The organism is Bacteroides sp. OM05-12, from assembly GCF_003438995.1.
GTDB lineage: Bacteria > Bacteroidota > Bacteroidia > Bacteroidales > Bacteroidaceae > Bacteroides.
Genome location: NZ_QSUN01000001.1, coordinates 303792 through 320672 on the forward strand (window position 1 = coordinate 303792; position 16881 = coordinate 320672).

The 16881-nt window shown below is 38.1% G+C and carries 15 protein-coding genes; 7 read left to right on the top strand and 8 right to left on the bottom strand.

Features of this window, described 5'->3' with window-relative positions:
• Positions 1-4: 4 nt before the first annotated feature.
• The 3 genes from DXB63_RS01125 to rnr all read right to left on the bottom strand — a co-directional run bounded on the left by DXB63_RS01125 (position 5) and on the right by rnr (position 3182).
• On the bottom strand, positions 5-472 hold the full coding sequence (locus tag DXB63_RS01125) for a pyridoxamine 5'-phosphate oxidase family protein (RefSeq protein WP_122124524.1): 468 nt from the start codon (positions 470-472) through the stop codon (positions 5-7).
• Between the two features lie 15 nt (positions 473-487).
• Entirely contained in the window at positions 488-940 is a 453-nt protein-coding gene (locus DXB63_RS01130; protein ID WP_122124525.1) for a lipocalin family protein, read from the bottom strand.
• A gap of 97 nt (positions 941-1037) precedes the next feature.
• Positions 1038-3182: a ribonuclease R gene (gene rnr / locus DXB63_RS01135; protein WP_122124526.1), complete on the bottom strand. Its 2145-nt coding sequence runs from the start codon at positions 3180-3182 to the stop codon at positions 1038-1040.
• Positions 3183-3321: 139 nt separating this feature from the next.
• Between rnr and DXB63_RS01140 the strand changes: the two genes are divergently transcribed.
• From DXB63_RS01140 to DXB63_RS01150, 3 genes are read left to right on the top strand one after another with little or no spacing between them, the layout of a single operon-like run.
• A complete protein-coding gene (locus DXB63_RS01140) occupies positions 3322-4281 on the top strand; it encodes a cation diffusion facilitator family transporter (RefSeq protein WP_122124527.1) in 960 nt (319 codons plus the stop codon).
• Positions 4282-4286: 5 nt separating this feature from the next.
• Positions 4287-5297 carry an NAD(P)-dependent oxidoreductase gene (locus DXB63_RS01145; RefSeq protein ID WP_122124528.1) on the top strand — a complete coding sequence of 337 codons (1011 nt, stop codon included), beginning with the start codon at positions 4287-4289 and terminating at the stop codon, positions 5295-5297.
• Positions 5288-6253 carry a phosphatase PAP2 family protein gene (locus DXB63_RS01150; protein WP_122124529.1) on the top strand — a complete coding sequence of 322 codons (966 nt, stop codon included), beginning with the start codon at positions 5288-5290 and terminating at the stop codon, positions 6251-6253. Before DXB63_RS01145 ends, DXB63_RS01150 begins: the two co-directional genes overlap by 10 nt.
• A gap of 24 nt (positions 6254-6277) precedes the next feature.
• Here the strand turns inward: DXB63_RS01150 and dacB are convergent, their stop codons facing one another.
• From dacB to DXB63_RS01165, 3 genes are read right to left on the bottom strand one after another with little or no spacing between them, the layout of a single operon-like run.
• Positions 6278-7672, bottom strand: coding sequence for a D-alanyl-D-alanine carboxypeptidase/D-alanyl-D-alanine-endopeptidase (dacB, locus tag DXB63_RS01155; RefSeq protein ID WP_122124530.1), 1395 nt, complete (start codon positions 7670-7672; stop codon positions 6278-6280).
• Positions 7673-7682: 10 nt separating this feature from the next.
• A complete protein-coding gene (gene lpdA / locus DXB63_RS01160; protein WP_122124531.1) occupies positions 7683-9026 on the bottom strand; it encodes a dihydrolipoyl dehydrogenase in 1344 nt (447 codons plus the stop codon).
• Positions 9023-9454: a PH domain-containing protein gene (locus DXB63_RS01165; protein ID WP_122124532.1), complete on the bottom strand. Its 432-nt coding sequence runs from the start codon at positions 9452-9454 to the stop codon at positions 9023-9025. Before DXB63_RS01165 ends, lpdA begins: the two co-directional genes overlap by 4 nt.
• A gap of 108 nt (positions 9455-9562) precedes the next feature.
• On the opposite strand from DXB63_RS01165, the gene nadB reads away from it, so the two are divergent.
• Positions 9563-11137, top strand: coding sequence for an L-aspartate oxidase (gene nadB, locus DXB63_RS01170; protein ID WP_122124688.1), 1575 nt, complete (start codon positions 9563-9565; stop codon positions 11135-11137).
• Positions 11138-11861: 724 nt separating this feature from the next.
• Here nadB and rbr read toward each other — a convergent pair.
• Positions 11862-12440: a rubrerythrin gene (rbr, locus tag DXB63_RS01175; protein ID WP_122124533.1), complete on the bottom strand. Its 579-nt coding sequence runs from the start codon at positions 12438-12440 to the stop codon at positions 11862-11864.
• A 220-nt stretch (positions 12441-12660) separates the two neighbouring features.
• Between rbr and DXB63_RS01180 the strand changes: the two genes are divergently transcribed.
• From DXB63_RS01180 to DXB63_RS01190, 3 genes are all read left to right on the top strand, one after another.
• Complete coding sequence (locus DXB63_RS01180; RefSeq protein ID WP_122124534.1) at positions 12661-14337, top strand: SulP family inorganic anion transporter; 1677 nt, start codon at positions 12661-12663, stop codon at positions 14335-14337.
• A 99-nt stretch (positions 14338-14436) separates the two neighbouring features.
• The gene (locus DXB63_RS01185) at positions 14437-15270 is read left to right on the top strand and encodes a M23 family peptidase (protein ID WP_122124535.1); all 834 of its coding nucleotides are present in this window, start codon (positions 14437-14439) and stop codon (positions 15268-15270) included.
• A 1-nt stretch (position 15271) separates the two neighbouring features.
• Positions 15272-16048: a basic secretory protein-like protein gene (locus DXB63_RS01190; RefSeq protein ID WP_122124689.1), complete on the top strand. Its 777-nt coding sequence runs from the start codon at positions 15272-15274 to the stop codon at positions 16046-16048.
• Positions 16049-16059: 11 nt separating this feature from the next.
• Here the strand turns inward: DXB63_RS01190 and DXB63_RS01195 are convergent, their stop codons facing one another.
• Positions 16060-16836, bottom strand: a complete 777-nt coding sequence (locus tag DXB63_RS01195; RefSeq protein WP_122124536.1) for a radical SAM protein — start codon at positions 16834-16836, stop codon at positions 16060-16062.
• Between the last annotated feature and the right edge of the window lie 45 nt (positions 16837-16881).

Consider the following 16881-nt stretch of genomic DNA (forward strand, 5'->3'; position numbering starts at 1 on the left):
CTTATTAATGTGGAGCTCCGTATTCCTTTGCAGAGATTTCTTCAATGCAAACTTTCCATATTTTCACGTTCCGAACTGCCGGATCTCCATATTCAAACATTCTTCCTGAGTAATGCAACATAATAATATCCAATATGTTACGTTTCTCGTCCAGCTCTTCTACAAACTCTACTTTCCCTCTACAAATTACACTTTTTGCCTTCATTCGATAACTGCACGCCACTTTAGGATGTTGAAAAACTAATTCATGATCTATACTAAAAGTAATACAAACATGATTGTTACTATCCAGTATATCAATGATATGACCTGTTGGAGCAGAATGCAAATAAAGGGTATTATCTTTATATCCAAAGTTCATAGGTATCACATACGGAAAACCTTCCTTATCAACCATGCCTACATAACAAATATCACAACGGGAAATAATAGCTTCTATGTCCGCTTTATCTTCTAAAGCAATTGTTTTCATAATATTAATTCAAAATTATTGTTCTGTCCATATAATCTTTGCAGAATTAAACCCTTTTTGTATCACACGTTTTGCAATTAAACGTAACAATTCATTTGTAACATTAGGCTCTCGATATAAAATCCAAAGTCTGGTCTTCTTCGGATTAGATACAGCAGCCCATGAATAATCCTCATCTAAATCTATTATCCAATAATCTCCTTGGAATGGCCATTTAAACCTGACTTTTAACTTTGCATTCCCCGAATCCGGCATCACATACGCTTTACCGGTAACATAAGATTCTTTCCCTTTTTTGATACATCGATTGATAACTTCAACATAATTGTCGCGTAACGTATACTCAACTTTAACATGAGAAGCTCCTTTTTCAAACCAACAAGGATATCTCCCAATTTCATACCACACACCCATGTATTTATCTAAATCCACAAAGGGAACAGACTCCACACTCTCATCCTTTTTCATATTAATTAATTTATTTGGATAAATGTCGCATTTATCCGAATAAACAATCTTGTGGATAAAATGTTTAAAAAATGAGGATAGAATATGCAACTTTAGTCTATTCAACCAAAGCAAAGTCCAGTTGCTTTTTCTCTATATTAGCACGTGCTACTTTAATAGTAATTACATCTCCAAGGCTATACGTCCTATTCTTACGACGCCCACGAAGGCAATAATTCTTCTCGTCAAATTCATAATAATCATCATCTAAATCACGAATCGGAATCATGCCTTCACATTTATTTTCGTTCAACTCTACATATAATCCCCATTCGGTAACTCCGGAAATAACACCATCATACGTCTGTCCAAGGCGTTCACTCATGAATTCTACCTGTTTATATTTAATAGATGCACGTTCTGCATTTGCAGCAATTTGTTCCATGCTGGAACTATGCACACATAAATCTTCATATTTCGTTTCGGAAGCAGTCCTGCCACCGCTTAAATAACGAGTTACCAAACGATGTACCATCATATCAGGAAAACGACGGATCGGTGAAGTAAAATGGGTATAATAATCAAACGCCAAACCATAATGTCCAATATTGTGAACTGAATACCTTGCTTTCTGCATCGCACGGATAGAAACGGTTTCTATTAAGTTTTCTTCTTTCTTTCCCTGAATATCATCCAGCAAATGATTAATTGATTTGGATACATCCGTTTTTGTGCCACTTGTACGGAGCTTATAACCAAAACGAGCTATAAACTGCGCCAAATTATCCAATTTTTCCGGATCCGGTAAGTCATGAATACGATATGGAAGCACTTTTGCTTTCTTCCCTTTGCCTACCTTTCCTATTCTCTCGGCAACCGTACGGTTGGCAAGCAACATAAATTCTTCCACTAACTTATTTGCATCTTTCGATACTTTAAAATAAACACTGACCGGCTTTCCTTTTTCATCTATTTCAAACTTTACTTCATAACGGTCAAAGTTAATAGCACCGGCCACAAAGCGCTTGTCACGCAAAGCCTTTGCTATGGTATCAAGCATCAGTACTTCGTCCTTAAAATCACCTTTTTTCGTTTCGATAATCTCTTGGGCTTCCTCATAAGTAAAACGGCGATCGCTCTTAATAACCGTATGCACTACCCGAGAATCTCTAACTTCACCTTTTTCTGTAATATCAAAAATGACGGAAAAAGCCAGTTTCTCTTCATTTGGGCGCAAAGAGCAAATGAAATTACAAAGTCTTTCCGGAAGCATAGGAATAGTGCGGTCCACCAAATATACTGACGTTGCACGCTTCTCCGCTTCCTTATCTATGATACCTCCTTCTTTTACATAATGTGTAACATCGGCAATATGAACTCCTACTTCCCATAAACCCTCTTTCAGCTTACGAATGGAAAGAGCATCATCAAAATCTTTCGCATCTTTCGGATCAATAGTAAAGGTGGTTACTTTACGAAAATCCTCACGTCTGGCTATTTCTTCATCGGATATTTCAGCAGGAACTTTATCTGCCGCCGTTTCTACAGCTTTCGGATACACATAAGGTAAACCAAACTCTGCAAGGATAGCATGCATTTCTGTTGTATTATCTCCAGATTTACCCAAAATATCAATAACCTGTCCGATAGGATTCTTTGCTTTATCAGGCCACTCTATAATTTTCACCACAGCTTTGTCTCCATTCTTACCTCCCTTCAATTTATCTTTAGGGATAAAAATATCATTGGCAAGCGTACGGTTCTCCGTCACAAGAAAAGCATAAGACCTACTTATCTCCAAAGTGCCTACCATTGTATCATTAGCACGTTCAAGAATCTCTATAACTTCTCCTTCTGCATCTCGTTTTTTTCGTTTTGCATAAAAGGCTATTTTTACCTTATCATTATTCATTGCATGAGCCGAATTGCGCTCCGCAACAAAAATAGGTTCACCTCCACCTTCGGGAATAAACGAATTCTTTCCATTACTTTTACGTTGGAATGTTCCTACCAATACTGTTCCGTGATCATTCAATTTATATTTTCCTTTATCAACCTCGGTAAGATAATCATCTTCCAACATGTCCGACAAAATATCCATGCAGAGCATCTTTAAAGGATGTGTTGTTAACTGAAGTTCTGAAAATATATGCTTGGTACTAAGCGTTTCTGTAGATTTCTCACGGAAAAGGTTCATCAATTTATCAGACAATTCACCTTTTTTCATCCGTTTACCGGCTTTTTTCTCTTTTTTCTTTGCCATAAGATCATCATTTTATTGGAATACAAAGTAAACAAAATAAATGGATTTAATATTAATAATCCGTCTAAAAAAGCATATCGCAATGCTATTATGCAGAATAAAAGACACAATACATTAATTTATGTTTTATATTTGCAAAATGAATAGTCCAAAAGGAGCGGACGAAATCGCCAATAAAATCAGGGAAAAAGGCATTTATAAAGTTACGATCATTGGCAGTATGGTCAACTTTATGCTTGTTGTCTTCAAATTCATTGCCGGAATCTGGGGACACAGTGCTGCCATGATAGCAGATGCAGTCCATTCTCTTTCAGACTTCATCACAGATGTTATTGTAATCATTTTTGTCCGTATATCCAACAAACCTGTCGATAAGGGACATGACTACGGACATGGAAAATACGAAACAATGGCAACAGCCATTATCGGTAGTATTTTGCTATTAGCCGGGTTCGGTGTTTTATGGAATGGCGCCTCCGAGATAATTTCTTTCATAAAAGGAGAAACCTTACAAAGTCCTAGAATATTAGCATTGATAGCCGCTATCTTATCCATTATTGCTAAAGAAATTTTATACAGATACACGGTTATAAAAGGAAAACAGTTAAACTCACAGGCTGTAACGGCTAATGCCTGGCATCATCGCAGTGATGCACTTTCTTCTATCGGAACTGCCATAGGTATTGGCGGAGCTATTCTTTTGGGAGATAATTGGCGAGTACTTGACCCCATTGCTGCCGTAATAGTGAGTTTCTTCATTATGAAAGTCTCAATACAACTTTTAATACCCTGTTTAGACGAATTACTTGAGAAATCCCTCCCTGATGATGTCGAAAAAGAAATTGAAAGCATTGTTACTTCTTTTGACGGAGTAAAACAGCCACATAATCTGCGTACCAGAAGAATAGGCAATCATTATGCAATAGAAATTCATATACGAATGGATGGAAATATATCTTTATGTGAAGCACACCATACGGCCACCCAAATTGAAAACAAATTGAAAGATCAGTACGGACAGGATACACATATAGGAATACACGTTGAACCTATAAAATCAATCCCAAAAACGGAAGATATTCCTGCCAGCAATAAGTAATTATGATGAAACAAAAAATATTAATAACCGGTGCAAGTGGTTTTATAGGAAGCTTTATAGTAGAGGAAGCATTAAACCGTGATTTTGAAGTATGGGCAGGTATACGTTCTACAAGTAGCAAAAAATATCTGAAAGATAACAGAATACACTTTCTAGAGCTAAGTTTTAATAATCCGGATAGACTATCGGAACAGCTTAGTGATTGCAAGAAAATGTCCGTTTGCTGGGACTATATTATCCATTGTGCCGGTGTCACCAAATGTAAAGATAAAGATGGCTTCGACAAAGGCAACTATGTAGCGACAAAGAACTTTATTGAAGCATTACAAAGCTTAGATATGATTCCCCGACAATTTATCTATATCAGTTCACTAAGTGTTTATGGACCTATACATGAAAAAACTTATGAACCAATAAAAGATACAGATATCCCGAAACCAAACACCGCTTATGGAATCAGCAAAATAAAAACCGAACAATATATCCGTAACCTACAAGCATTCCCATACGTTATCTTCCGTCCTACCGGAGTTTATGGACCTCGTGAGAAAGATTATTTTCTAATGGCAAAATCCATAAAACGACACATAGATTTTGCAGCCGGATTTGAAAGACAAGACTTAACCTTCATTTATGTAAAAGACCTGGTGAAAGCATTGTTTTTAGCCATCGAACAGAATGTTACTCAAAAGGCCTATTTTGTAAGTGATGGAGAGATCTATCCCAGCCGTGCTTTTTCCGATTATATCCAAAAAGAATTAGGTAATCCTTTTGTTATTCATATTAAATGTCCGTTATTTATTTTAAAAATAGTATCTTTGCTCGCTGGTTTTGTTGCTGCGTTGCTGGGAAAAAGCAGTACACTCAATGCCGATAAATATAAAATAATGAAACAACGCAACTGGCAATGCGATATTTCACCTTTAGTTAACGATTTGGGATTCAAGCCCGAATATCCACTGAAAAGAGGTGTAAAAGAAACTATTGCCTGGTATAAGAAAGAAAAATGGCTCTAGATATATTTAAACGTGTAGATACGCAAAAAGGATTATTTGCCGTAGAAAAAATAAGTCTGATTTACAACTTGCTTACTTCCATTTTAATACTCTTCATGTTTAAAGAAATGGACCATCCACTCCAAATGTTATGGGAGCGGGTGCTAATCGCTGGAATGACTTTCGCATTAATGTATCTGTATCGTCTGGCTCCATGTAAATTCTCTGCTTTCGTGCGTATCGCCGTGCAAATGGGCCTCCTTTCTTACTGGTATCCGGATACTTTTGAATTTAACCGGTTACTGCCCAATTTAGATCATGTATTTGCAAGAGCCGAACAATTTATCTTCGGTTGTCAACCTGCTGTAGAATTTAGCAATAATGTTCCGGCTATGTGGTTGAGCGAACCTTTCAATATGGGATATTTCTCTTACTACCCGATGATATTGATCGTCTGTATATGGTATTTCCTTTTCCGTTTCGAACTATTTGAAAAGGTATCTTTCGTATTAGTTACAGCCTTCTTCATCTATTATTTCTTTTATATCATCGTTCCCGTTGCCGGTCCTCAATTCTATTTCCCTGCAATAGGCATGGAAAATGTTAGTTCGGGCTATTTCCCATCCATCGGAGACTATTTTAATCATCATTTGGAACTGCTGCCCGGACCGGGTTATGAACATGGATTCTTTTATAATCTGGTAGAAGCCTCCCAACAGGTAGGTGAACGGCCTACAGCTGCTTTCCCCAGTTCACATGTTGGGATTTCCACCATACTTATGATTATGGCATACCGTGGCAATAAAATACTCTTTTCCTGCTTAATGCCTTTTTATTGCCTGCTCTGTTGTGCTACTGTCTACATACAGGCACATTATCTGATAGATGCCATTGCAGGATTTATCTCCGCTATCGGACTTTACTACTTAGCCACATGGATGTATAAAAAATGGTTTGTATCACCTATGTTCAAATGAGAAATATATCCTTTATCCGGATTATCATCTACACAGTTCTTCACAAAATCTGTTCTGAAACGCCTTGGCTTCAGACTGTTTCAAAACGTTTTGATTGATAATGACAAAAGCCAATATATGACCATTCGAAGCTTTGGCATATCCAGCCAATGAGCTGACTCCGGTTACAGAACCCGTTTTGGCACGGACATTATTATGAGCTTTACCCTCTTTCATCCTATTGCGTAAAGTTCCGTCCACACCTGCTATCGGCAATGATTTATATAATGGTTCATAAATATTTTCATTGGAATAAGCATACTTTAAAAAAGCAAGTAGCAGCTCCGGAGAAATATAATTATAGAGTGATACACCACTACCATCCACTATACGGTAGTTTTTAGGTTCAAAACCAAGTTGCTTTATTTTCTTTCTTATCGGTTCTACTGCATCATCACTACCAACACGCATCTTTCCGTCACTCACCGCCAAATGATAAAACATAGCCTCAGCAGACAGATTATCACTCTTTTTCATGGCACGCATCAAGACATCAAGCAAAGTATGATAATAGGTATTCAGAAGCATCATACTATCGGTTGGACAATCGGAAAATGCATAATCAGAAACATCTATTCCCTTTTGCATCAACCGCTCACGAAAAGTATGCATAAAGAAATCTTGGGAAGTACACATATTTACCCTGTCTATCTGTGCGGATGCTACATTTCCTCTTACAAGAATATCATTTCCTCCTTCTAACCAATTACGGGTAACTTCAAACTTACCGGCAGACGAATTCTTGCTTTTTGTCTGATTATTGACAGAATAATAAGAAGAAACAGGAGTTATGGTGAGTAATGCGGCAGAATCCTTTTGCGCAGGATGTGCCGTTACTTCCACATATCCTTTATTATACATCAAAGGAGAAAGATAAGGTTGAAAATAGTAGGGGTTATCATCCCAAGACCAACCCATTCCCCAATACAAAGAATCCATCATAGAAATATCACCATACAATCTGCCATTTATCTTTTTAATACCGGATTGCACCACTATATCCACCAACCGATTCATTCCTTCATCGGCAAACTCCGGATCAAAACCTCCTATTACATATAAATCGCCATTAAGTTGGTTATCTTCCAATTGGCCGGTATAACAAAGTGATGTTTTAAAACGATACCCCACTCCCAACTTATCAAGCGCGGTAATTCCTGTTATTAATTTTTCTATAGACGCCGGACGGTACAATTTCTTAGCCTGATAATCATACAATGATTTACCAGAAGTAAGGTCAAATACAGCAATACCGACTTCTGAGGTTTTCAGAAAATCGGCATCCATTAATGCATCCAAGCGGTTCTTTAAGTTTGCCTGTGCAAATATAACTACTTGACAGGCAAACAAAAATGATACTATAAACAGGTTTCTTTTCATTCACCGACAATCATAATGCTTCACGGAATATCTCACCAACTGTAGGATGAGGGAAGACAATTTTCTTCCACTCTTCAGCCTTCATGCCAGTCTCTATCGCCATTGCCGCAATAGTGATTATTTCCGAAGCCGGATTACCCAACACGTGTGCTCCAAGTATTGTACCATCTTCTGCCATGATAACTTTACAAAGTCCGTTCACACCTTCATTTTCAGCAACAAAACGTCCGGAATATGCCATTGGGAGTTTTTCTACCCGATAAGCAATTCCTGCAGACTGTAAAGCCTCTTCCGTCTGACCTACTCCTGCAACTTCCGGGTTTGTATAAACCACTCCCGGAATGGCACGGTAACTCATGCTGTCCTTTTTTCCGACAATATGATTGACTGCGACCTCTGCTTCACGCACTGCCGTATGTGCCAACAGAGATACACCATTCAGGTCTCCACATACATACACTCCTTCTACGGAAGATTGCAAATGCTCATCAACCTTTATGCAACGACGTTCCGTCGTAGCCAAACCAAGATTCTCCAGACCAAAACCTTTCGTTACCGGACGACGACCTACACTCATCAATAGTTTTTCAGAGAGCACACTTCCTGCTCCTTGCTCATTTTCATAGGAAACCGTGATTCCTTCTTCCGATTGGGAAATAGCAACAACTTTTGTACTAAGCAAGAAAGCAATGCCTCGTTTTGCATACTCGGCACAAAGCATGGAAGATATGTCTCCATCCATCGGACCCAATATTTTATCCATCATCTCGATTACCGTTACTTTTACGCCCAAGCTATTAAAGAAAGAGGCAAATTCCATTCCAATAACTCCACCGCCTACAATGGTCAATGAAGCCGGAAGCTCTTTACTATCCAATGCATCACGATGTGTCCAATAGTTCACTTCCCCTATCCCCGTAATAGGAGGAACAAAAGTTTCTGAACCCGTACACACAATCATCTTCTCGCACTCATACACTTCATCACCGCAGCGAACATGGTTTTTATCCATGATTTCAGCTTCACCCGTCACAATATTGACCTGATGAGCCGTGAGTTTGGCTTTAATGCCTAACACCAGTTTACGAACAACTTTAGATTTACGAGCTATAATCTTGCCTAAATCGAAAGATGCTTCAGGCACTGTAACAGCATATTTAGAAGCATGTTTAGCATAATCATACACTTTGGCCGAGTAAAGTAACGTCTTCGTCGGAATACACCCTTCGTTCAGACATACACCGCCCAAATTATTCTTCTCAAATAAAACAACACTCAGTCCTGCTTTTCCGGCAGCTTCAGCAGCTGTATATCCGGCAGGACCACCGCCAATAATCGCAATTTGATAATTCATGATAGTATTTTTTTAAGGTTTTCATCAATAATAATCCGGTCATTCATTTTCAACAACAAAGTGACCATTTCTTTCTTCTTAACAGGAGAAATGCAAACTGTTTCATTCGTCTGTTTTCCACGATAGGCAATTCTGATTTTATCTGCCGAAGATGCAGTAAAATGATATGCAGACTGAATAGACAGGATATCTCCTACGGAAATAATGGAAGAAGGATAAAATCTCCCGAAACTCAACTTCAATTTGCCTTCTGTAGTCACTACATATTGAGTATGTATGATCATTTCGATAAGACATAGTTCAATTAATGCAATCAACGCCGCAGGAATAATCGCTTTAATCCAAAAGAAATAAAGCATGCTCACGGCCAACACTCCCGTAATATTCCAATATGTCCAATTTATCTTAGAATGAAAAACACGATCCATACATTTCCTTTAATTTGCCCGAAAGATAGTGATTTTATCAATTATTTACCCCAAAAGGAACAAGGAAAAAAGTTATTTCGTAGCTTTGCAAACTATAAACATACAGTTATGGTTAGAAAGTTTGACTTTTTAGTTATCGGTTCCGGCATTGCCGGGATGAGCTTTGCCCTGAAAGTGGCAAATAAAGGGAAATCAGTAGCCCTTATCTGTAAAGCTGGTTTACAAGAAGCTAACACATATTTCGCACAAGGCGGCATAGCTTCCGTTACCAATTTGCAATTAGACAATTTCGAAAAACACATTGAAGACACGATGATTGCCGGTGATTGGATAAGTGACCGGGAAGCTGTAGAAAAAGTAGTGAGGGAAGCTCCTGCCCAAATAGAAGAATTAATTCATTGGGGAGTGAATTTTGATAAAACCGAAAAAGGTGATTTCGACTTACATAAAGAAGGGGGACACTCCGAATTCCGCATCCTGCACCATAAAGATAATACCGGAGCTGAAATTCAAGACAGTCTTATCAGAGCCGTACAAGAACATCCGAACATTACAGTCTTTACCAATTTCTTTGCTGTAGAGATTATTACCCAACATCATCTGGGCATCATCGTAACCCGCCATACAGCGGGCATTAAATGTTTCGGAGCTTATGTACTGAATGAAGAAACAGGTGAGGTAGATACCTTCCTATCCCGGATAACCGTCATGGCGACAGGAGGCTGCGAGGCTGTTTACCGTAACACGACTAATCCGTTAGTTGCCACAGGCGACGGTATAGCAATGGTATATCGTGCAAAAGGAGCAGTAAAGGATATGGAATTCATACAATTTCATCCTACCGCCTTGTTTCATCCGGGAGACCGTCCGTGTTTTCTTATCACAGAAGCAATGCGTGGTTATGGAGCCGTACTGCGCAACTCGGCGGGTGAAGAGTTTATGCAGAAATATGATCCGCGCCTTTCTCTTGCTCCACGTGATATTGTGGCACGGGCTATCGACAACGAAATGAAATTGCGCGGAGACGACCATGTGTACCTCGATGTCACGCACAAAAATGCGGAAGAAACAAAGAAACACTTCCCGAATATCTACAAGAAATGTCTCAGTTTAGGTATAGATATTACGAAAGATTATATTCCGGTAGCACCGGCAGCGCATTATTTATGCGGTGGAATTAAAGTGGACTTAGACGGACAATCGAGCATCAAACGATTATACGCTATCGGTGAATGTTCCTGTACCGGACTGCACGGAGGAAACCGCCTTGCTTCCAATTCACTGATAGAAGCAGTGGTATATGCAGACGCGGCAGCTAAACATTCATTAAATGTACTGGACCGTTACGATTTTAACGAGGATATACCGAAATGGAACGATGAAGGTACTATCTCCAACGAAGAAAGAGTCCTGATTACACAGAGTGCAAAAGAGGTAAATCAAATTATGGAGTGTTATGTAGGTATCGTACGCAGTAATCTCCGTCTGACCCGTGCATGGAATCGTTTGGATATTTTATATGAGGAGACCGAAAGCCTTTTCAAACGTTGTAAAGCTTCCCGTGAAATATGTGAATTGCGCAACATGATTAATGTAGGATATCTTATTACCCGTCAGGCTATGGAGCGTAAGGAAAGCCGCGGACTGCATTACACGATTGACTATCCACATAAAAAGGAATAAGAATATACTTTTAAATGCATACGGTCGATTGATTACAAACGATAGGAGTTTATAGACAAACGACCGTATGTTTGTTTGCAATCGACCGTATGTCTTTTTTTAATCATCAAGATGTTTTCAGTTCAGGAAACAAATGCTGCATTTTACTGACAGAAACACCTGTTAAAACAGAATCATTCTCATTCATCTTTCAATCCTTCAGTTCCTGAATATTACATTTGAGTATCAGTGGGTTATCCTGAACCTTTATCATAGAAAAGATTCAGCCGGTAAAACAGCCTCCTCTCCTATTTTCAATTTTCAACGCTCAATTTTCAAGTGTCCATAAAAAAGTTACCTGCACTGCAATCAACTGACAATCAAACATAAAGCAGTAGATAGTGATAAGGTGAAGGCAAATCAAAGTAAATTGAATAACTGCTAAATTGGCAGAATAAGCAAACTAAAAACGCCTAAGGGAGTGATGCCTTACACTCCAGTAGATGTAAGCTATCGCTCAAGGGAGCGTAAGCTGATGCTCCCTTGAGTGAAAGACAACGCTCAAGGGAGCGTTTTCACCACTTAACTGTACATTCATAAATAGACTGTCATCAGAAAAACCAAACGAAAAATACTTAAAACAGAAATGCAGTTGTTATTACAAAAACAGCCCTGCAAAATATTTGCAGGGCTGCCCTATCTCAATGACTACTTATTTAAAAGTAATCGAAATCTTTTTTCCTGATTACCAGTTATTCTTTTTAACTTCGAAATACGCCTGAGGATGCAAACATGCCGGACATACTTTCGGTGCTTCCATAGCTTCCATAATAAATCCGCAGTTACGGCATTGCCATACTACTACATCATCTTTAGCAAATACGTGGTTTTCTTCAATGTTCTTCACAAAAGCACGATATCTTTCTTCGTGTCCTTTTTCTGCAACACAGATATTACGATACATAGCTGCAATAGAAGGGAAACCTTCTTGTTCTGCCACATCTGCAAAGTGAGGATAATCCAATGACCATTCTTCATGTTCTCCGGCAGCAGCTTCTTTCAAATTATCAAGAGTAGTGCTGATAACACCTGCAGGATAACTTGCAGTAATTTCTACCATACCTCCTTCAAGATACTTAAACATACGTTCTGCATGTTCTTTTTCCTGATTAGCAGTTTCTGTGAAAATTTCAGAGATTTGTTCATAACCTTCTTTCTTTGCCACACTAGCAAAATAAGTATAACGCATTCTTGCCTGAGATTCACCGGCAAATGATGTCAACAGATTCTTTTCAGTCTGTGTTCCTTTAATACTTTTAGCCATAATTATCTGTAATTTAAGTTAGTAAATTCGTACGTTTTGCAAGCCATTATTTTAATAACACAAAGATAACTTATTTGGTTCAACATATTAAGAATAATTCCATAAAATTCCTTTATGGACAGATAGACTGCATCTATTACTTAATTTATAAAACAAAACAGATGTTAATATAATCTTATTTTGTAACTTTGCACCCTCAATATTTGAACATATAAAACAGATGAAAGCATTTGAATTCAAACCAAAACTTTATACAGCTTTAAAAGATTATTCCAAAGCTACTTTTATGTCCGACCTGATGGCAGGTATTATCGTTGGTATTGTTGCCCTGCCGCTTGCCATCGCTTTCGGTATCGCATCCGGAGTATCACCGGAAAAAGGGATCATTACCGCCATTATAGCAGGTTTCATCATTTCGTTATTAGGTGGTAGCCGCGTGCAAATAGGCGGTCCTACGGGAGCTTTCATTGTAATTGTCTACGGAATCATTCAGCAATATGGTGAAAAAGGACTTATCGTTGCAACAATCATGGCCGGTATCATCCTAATATTTCTCGGCATATTCAAACTGGGAACGATTATCAAATTCATTCCCTACCCCATTGTCGTAGGGTTTACCAGTGGTATTGCAGTTACTATCTTCACCACACAGGTAAAAGACCTATTCGGATTAACGATGGAAAATAATCCGGCTGATTTTCTTTCCAAATGGATTGCCTATGCGCATGACTTCTCTACAATCAACCTATGGTCTACGCTTGTAGGTATTCTAAGCATTGTGATAATCATTGTCACACCACGTTTTTCAAAAAAAATACCCGGTTCTCTTATTGCCATCATATTGATGACAATAATCGTCTATTTAATGAAAGCATACGGCGGAATTACTTCAATAGAGACAATAGGCGACCGATTTACCATTAACGCTTCATTGCCAAATGCAGAAGTTCCCGATATAAGTTGGGAAGTTATCAAAGGGCTATTGCCCGCCGCACTTACCATCGCCGTTTTGGGAGCAATAGAATCCCTGCTTTCAGCTACTGTTGCCGATGGTGTGACGGGAGACAAACATGACTCTAACCAAGAACTTATCGGACAAGGTATCGCCAATATGGTTACACCGCTTTTTGGAGGAATACCCGCCACAGGAGCAATCGCCCGTACCATGACAAACATCAATAATGGCGGTAAGACACCTGTTGCCGGTATTATCCATGCCATTGTACTGTTATTGATTCTTTTATTCCTTATGCCACTTGCGCAATATATACCGATGGCATGCCTCGCCGGAGTACTCGTTATCGTATCCTATAATATGAGTGAATGGCGTACGTTCCGGATGTTGATGAAAAATCCGAAGTCAGATATTGCAGTGTTGTTAATCACTTTCTTCCTGACTGTTATTTTTGATCTTACCATCGCCATAGAAATCGGCCTTGTCATTGCCTGTTTGCTTTTTATGAAACGCATAATGGAAACAACACATGTCTCTGTGATACGTAACGAAATAGATCCGAACAACGAACTGGATATTGCCGTCAGAGAAGAGAAACTGATTGTGCCGAAAGGAGTGGAAGTTTATGAAATAGACGGTCCTTTCTTCTTTGGTATCGCTAATAAATTTGAAGAAACAATGGCACAGTTGGGAGATCGTCCCAAAGTACGTATCATCCGTATGCGTAAAGTTCCTTTTATCGACTCTACCGGCATACACAATCTTAGTAATTTTTGCCGTTTATCACAAAAGGATAACATACATATCATACTTTCCGGCGTTAACGAACAAGTTCATGAAACACTTGAGAAATCGGGCTTCTATGAACTACTTGGTAAAGAAAACATTTGCAGTAATATTAATCTGGCCATTCAAAAAGCGGAAACAATCAGTAATAAATAGGCAATACAATCAAAAATACACCTTTAGAGCCATTAAAAACGAAGAAGTTTTCATAACTTTGAAGTAAAGAGGTATTAAACTTTAAATAGAATCTATTTTATGAATTGCAAATACGACACACTACTACTATTAATAGCAATGTTCACGCTATCTGCCTCACAGACCTCTGCTCAATCTTTACGTCAAATATTAGAGCGACCTATCAACATTATAGAGTCGAAATGGGAAATAAACACACAAGAAGCCGAAGAGCTGAACTATTATAACGGAGATTATTGTGACTATTATTTGTTTCGTAAAAATGATCGGTCTTATAATCTGCGTCCCGGAAAAAATACCGTATTTAGCATATTAAAAAATTCTCACGTAGATAATCCATTCAAAAACCCATCTACTTATATATTTTATCGCGGTCAATTCCCTGAAAAATTCCAAATCAACACTCCTTATGCCCTCCCGGTAAAAAATGGTGGAAAGACTTCATGGAAAATAGATTTACGTGAATCACGAAAAACACTCAACTTCCAACTAAAAAGCGGCGATACGGTTTATGCAACTCGTAGCGGCATTGCCTGCCAAACTACACGACCGTTACAATTACTGATTTACCATTCCGACCGCACTTTTGCCGCTTATCTTATGATGAACCAAAACTTTATACATCCGGGTGAGGAAGTTTTAGTAGGACAACCCGTAGGATTGGCCGGAGAAATGGGTGTATCTATTTCTTATTTCTTCCTTGATAAAAACAAATTTAACGCAAATCTTCCTTCCGGATATCCCTATTCTCATTTTACACCGGTATTTCGCACAACAGAAGGAGATATAAAGACCAAAGAGAAAAAAGAGTACTATTCCGTTATTGACGACGCACTTATCATGCAGGATATGAGTAAACGTGAACAAAAGAAATATCTCAAAAAGAAAAAATAAAATGCGCTTTCTTACTTTTATAATACTATTCTTCACTTTTCATGGGCTACTCCATACACAAACCGTACAAGTAGACTATGTAGGTGATCCGATTTCCCAAAAAGACCACCAGAAAATAGAACAGATGTTACGCTACGAAGTAAAATTCTATTCTCAATTCGGACTACCCGATACACTCAGTCTACAAATGCATGTATTTAAAAGAAAAATGGACGGAATTGCTTATCTGGCAGGAAAAAACATATTTCTACACAGAAGCATAATTGGTATGTATTCATCCAGTCTGAACAAAGCATTTATTTTAGGATGGGAAGACGGACGAGAAAAAACTCTTGGAGTCATTTATCATGAACTAAGTCATCATTTCACCAGAAAAATAACTAATAATCATCCGCCCATTTGGCTAAACGAAGGCTTGGCTGAATTTTTTGAACATTGCAAAATAAATAAAAAAGGAATCGAACATACTCTTACCGAATATGAACAAGGAAGAATCCGTACCATGTATATGCTTGATGAGATAAATTTATCGACATTTGTAAATAAGAACAACAAACAATTCTTGGAACAAGAATACACAGATGAACAATATTCCTATATCCTATCTCATGCTCTTGTCACCTTTTGGATAGAAAAAGTTCCTAATCAGATTTTCAAAGATTTCATTTCTGCATTACAAGACCCGGATGATCGTTCAACTATTTTTCAATTAATAGACCGCATCTACCCAAAAGGATTCAAACAGTTTGAACAAGACTTTAAAACATTTTGCGAATAGATAGTTACTTATTAATAAGATGCGGTAGCATAAATTCCTTCTCTCGCCAATAATTCAACTATACGATCCAGTTCCTCATGGGATGCTTTAAGAAGATCTTGGTCAGGAGTTTCTCTATCAATTGTATAAATCATTACCTGACGGGGAGCAATGGACTTTACAGTCTCAATCCACGGCAATACATATTCATCAGAGGTATTATCAACACTTTTCCCCTGATAAGTACCTTTCATAAACATCGTCTGAATGATTAAATTCCCGTTAAAGACTTTCAGATGGCTTATTATTTCATTCACATCATAATGACCGGCAGGACGGTCTACCATATCAATATACTCTGCACTGACCGTATCAAGCTTTAGTATGTTATTATCAATCTTATTCAATGCTTCAAAAACCTTAGGACGATGAATAAAAGTGGAATTACTCAATACACTGACTTTGGCATTCGGAAAATATTTATCACGAAGTTCTAACGTATCATTTATTATTTCCGGGAAATGCGGATGTGCAGTAGGTTCTCCGTTTCCTGCAAAAGTAAATACATCCGGTTTAGGACCATTTACCGACATATCTTTCAAACGGTTTTCCAATACTTCATAAACCTCTTCTCTGGTAGGCATCGGTTTCTTAGGACGATGATCGGAATTAAAACCGCATTCACAATAAATACAATCAAATGAACATACTTTTCCGTCCGATGGAAGCAAATTAATTCCTAAAGAAACTCCTAAACGACGACTGTGAATAGGACCAAAAATGGGAGAAGGATAAATAACAGTTGACATAAACTCTATCTTTTAAAAATCCAAAACAAAGATAACAAATCTATT

Coding starts and splice junctions, on each gene's coding strand:
- DXB63_RS01190 (WP_122124689.1), top strand. CDS start 15,272: ATGCGCTTTCTTACTTTTATAATACTATTCTTCACTTTTCATGGGCTA.
- DXB63_RS01145 (WP_122124528.1), top strand. CDS start 4,287: ATGAAACAAAAAATATTAATAACCGGTGCAAGTGGTTTTATAGGAAGC.
- DXB63_RS01150 (WP_122124529.1), top strand. CDS start 5,288: ATGGCTCTAGATATATTTAAACGTGTAGATACGCAAAAAGGATTATTT.
- DXB63_RS01140 (WP_122124527.1), top strand. CDS start 3,322: ATGAATAGTCCAAAAGGAGCGGACGAAATCGCCAATAAAATCAGGGAA.
- lpdA (WP_122124531.1), bottom strand. CDS start 9,026: ATGAATTATCAAATTGCGATTATTGGCGGTGGTCCTGCCGGATATACA.
- dacB (WP_122124530.1), bottom strand. CDS start 7,672: ATGAAAAGAAACCTGTTTATAGTATCATTTTTGTTTGCCTGTCAAGTA.
- DXB63_RS01185 (WP_122124535.1), top strand. CDS start 14,437: ATGAATTGCAAATACGACACACTACTACTATTAATAGCAATGTTCACG.
- rbr (WP_122124533.1), bottom strand. CDS start 12,440: ATGGCTAAAAGTATTAAAGGAACACAGACTGAAAAGAATCTGTTGACA.
- rnr (WP_122124526.1), bottom strand. CDS start 3,182: ATGGCAAAGAAAAAAGAGAAAAAAGCCGGTAAACGGATGAAAAAAGGT.
- DXB63_RS01180 (WP_122124534.1), top strand. CDS start 12,661: ATGAAAGCATTTGAATTCAAACCAAAACTTTATACAGCTTTAAAAGAT.
- DXB63_RS01130 (WP_122124525.1), bottom strand. CDS start 940: ATGAAAAAGGATGAGAGTGTGGAGTCTGTTCCCTTTGTGGATTTAGAT.
- DXB63_RS01165 (WP_122124532.1), bottom strand. CDS start 9,454: ATGGATCGTGTTTTTCATTCTAAGATAAATTGGACATATTGGAATATT.
- DXB63_RS01195 (WP_122124536.1), bottom strand. CDS start 16,836: ATGTCAACTGTTATTTATCCTTCTCCCATTTTTGGTCCTATTCACAGT.
- DXB63_RS01125 (WP_122124524.1), bottom strand. CDS start 472: ATGAAAACAATTGCTTTAGAAGATAAAGCGGACATAGAAGCTATTATT.
- nadB (WP_122124688.1), top strand. CDS start 9,563: ATGGTTAGAAAGTTTGACTTTTTAGTTATCGGTTCCGGCATTGCCGGG.